Source organism: Mesorhizobium kowhaii, assembly GCF_042431665.1.
Taxonomy (GTDB): domain Bacteria; phylum Pseudomonadota; class Alphaproteobacteria; order Rhizobiales; family Rhizobiaceae; genus Mesorhizobium; species Mesorhizobium kowhaii.
Window position 1 is genome coordinate 1 of sequence record NZ_JBHLYT010000107.1, and the last position, 3001, is coordinate 3001.

The window sequence follows — 3001 nt, forward strand, 5'->3', positions numbered from 1 at the left end:
TCAACCTCAACGACCAAAACCGAAGCCACTTCCCGCCATCAGCCCGGGCCGAACCGCTTTGCCGCCCCACAGGTCTCGGAAATGCCGTAGTTCGAGGTGCCCAGATGCAGTTTCTCATTCCGTTAGAATGAGTGTTGGAAACGGATGATGCCGCCGACGCTGTTCTTTTTGTCAGCTTTGGTCCAGTTCACGTTGGAAGGGTCAACCATGCCGGCGCCGAAGTCGCCATAGTGGTCGTAGTCGATTTCGGCTGTGATTATTAGACCTGCAAACGCCGTATAGACAGCGTTTGCAGTCAGACCATAGTCCTTGAGCTGATCACCCGAGACCTGAAGGTTGAACGAAGTTTTCTCGTTGAATCTGTAAGTGGCGCCGGCCCAGAAAGCCCAGTTGCCGCCCCAAAATTTGTAGAAGCTGCGACGATGAGCGTCGATTGTGTTAATGGAGTTGTCGCTGAGCTTGCCATAGGAGCCGTAGCCGAACGTTCCGAATAGCGAAAATTCGTTTGTGACATTGACGTCGACGCGGACCTTACCAGCCAGAGATTCGTAGTTGCTATCATAAGCGACAACGCCAGCGATCGCCCCCCAGCCTTGCATGTATTTCACGCCGCCGACGACATGCGGAACATAGCTGTCGATAGTCCCGACTACGCCCGAGCCTTCTTCGAGTGAAGCCACCGCCGAAAAGCCGTTGCCGCTGTCAAAGTAGTACTGAACCACGTTGGCTTCGTAGCCGCCGTGCGGAACAAGCATCTTATTGAGGACGTCGCCAGCGTGGCCAGTAAACACGTGGAAGGCCGACCAGTCCTTACCAACTCGCAGGCCGCCAAGCTGAATCCAAGTGAAAGCCAATTTGACGCCTCTGTTGAAGGCGTAGTTTTGCGGGCTGTCCGTGCCCGAATAAGCGTTGCGATTACCAAAGTCCATGCGGGTTTCCGTATAGGTCTTCAGTGTGCCGAGTTCGGTCTCCTGGCCGGTCCAAGTTTTGAAGGTCAAGCGAGCGTTGTTTCGCCATGTGCCCTGATCCTCACCAGTCCTCAGGTCTGAGGTTCTGGCGCCGTCATACGATCCGACATGGCCCAGGCCGATGTCGTAAAGGACATCGCCGCCGATGCGCAGACAGGTCTCGGTGCCGGGGATGTAGAAGTAGCCGGAGCCGTACACGTCGCAGACCTTGATGTATTCGGTCGATTCTGGCTCGGCCACAGCCACAGCATCGACCGCGCGCGCGTCGGAAAGGGCGATCAGCACTGCAGTTGAGCCGAGGAGAAGGCTCCTGATGTTCATTCGCGCGTGCTCCGGTGGGCTGCGCCTCGACGCAAAGCGACACTCGTCAGTTGCCCCACGGAATTCAGCGCGTCTGGGCCAATCGCCATAGTCATCTCCGCTTGTTGTAGGCAGACGTCACAACGGCTACGGAAATCGACCACGCAAATAACGCGCCATCCTGGAGACGTAGCTGCGGGCTTACGCTCAGGTTGGCCGGCGCATCTTGTTGCGGTTCCGTCTTTTCGCTTTGAAGGTCAAGCTGAGCACGAAAAGCAGACGTTTCGGATAGATAGTCTGTTCGCTGCCCAGCGTTTTCGTTCAATAGCGACAGCTTTTGTTTGTTGTGTAGGCTTTGAGACATCATAGGCGGCACCGCTCGGTACATCGGGCGAGATACCCACTGACGTCGACATGAAATTCACTAGCCAGGCCGGGTATGCCATGTTTTGGTGCACGGCCCATCTTGAAGGCGATCGCGTGCAGCAGCTTGCCAATCAGTCCGGACAAGTGATTTCGCAAGGCTGGAAAGATCGACGCGTTGTAAACCGCCTCTGGATCGGAAGTCCTGTATGGCCAACTGTTTTCGCGATGGCACCCCCCGGCGCGATTGTTGAGCCTCTTTTGCGATGATCGACTTTCGGCATCACCTGACGTTCTATCGCGTTATTGGAACGCCATTTGTCGATGATCATGCCCTTGGGGCCGCAACTCTGTGCAAGCGACTGGGTCAGCAGGCGCTTGGCAGCCTTGGAAGAACACGCCGAGCACGTTCCTGTCCTGATCACGGCGCGCCCACTGCCAATGCTTCTTGCCTGTAATCGATACCACGCGTTATCGAAGTGCCGGATATCGCTATCCGAGGGCGTCCGCTAGCGAGCAATGTCTGGCTCCTAGCCGTATCGTCCCCCAGCATATAGCATTGCCGCGCTCCGATCTCCTCGACCAAGCGCAGTCTGAAGGGAAAGCGTCGAAAATCTCGGTGTGCGTGATGATCTCGGCAGGGCGAACGATGGCGCTTGTAGCTAACCGATATTGTGTTCATGCCATCGCGTTCGGCGGTTAGAGCGGACCATCGCGTGAGGAAAGGCATTGGCGAAATACAGTGTCGCGGCGAAAGCGGAACGGATTTGACATAGCGCAAGACCCAGGAGAACCGCAGCGGTAAGGATGACAGTTATCGGCATAGGACGGTAAACTGTTGCGGACCTCGATCCTGACAAAATATCACAAGGCCCGGCTGCTAAGGGACCTGCCGGCCGGGCCGGGGCCGCGGCAAAACTGCGCCGCGAGGCTGAGCAGGCGAGCTTGCTTTAGTCGGACACTTTAAGGAGAAGCCGCCTGCTTGGCCCCTGCGCAGGCCTCCCAGGGAGCGCGGGCAAAGCGAATGTCGCATGCTCATCCCATGAGACGGCGGCGTTTCCGTCGCGGAGGTTGGAGGTCTCGTCATCTCCCCAAAGTTGGGGGAGCGCGTGCTAAAATCTCTTCCGGATTGAACCCAGAACTTCGCACAAGGGGGGCAGGCTCACTTTGTATGAAATAATGGGGCGAGCGTGCTCCTGGGTTCTTATCCGCGTCGGGAGCGGGAAACTCATTAACGGGATTTATTAGACGCCCGGCTGAGCGGCTGCCGGCTCGGGACGCAGATAGGCGTGCAGCGCCCTGACGCATTCATCCATCTGCCTCTCATGCGACACATTGCGCGAAGCGATCGTGAGATGAGCATTTTGATA

At 57.0% G+C, this 3001-nt stretch carries 1 protein-coding gene; it reads right to left on the reverse strand.

Going from position 1 to position 3001, the window contains the following annotated elements; genetic code table 11:
• Positions 1 to 122: 122 nt before the first annotated feature.
• Positions 123 to 1289 carry a porin gene (locus ACFFNA_RS35325; RefSeq protein ID WP_378924524.1) on the reverse strand — a complete coding sequence of 389 codons (1167 nt, stop codon included), beginning with the start codon at positions 1287 to 1289 and terminating at the stop codon, positions 123 to 125.
• Between the last annotated feature and the right edge of the window lie 1712 nt (positions 1290 to 3001).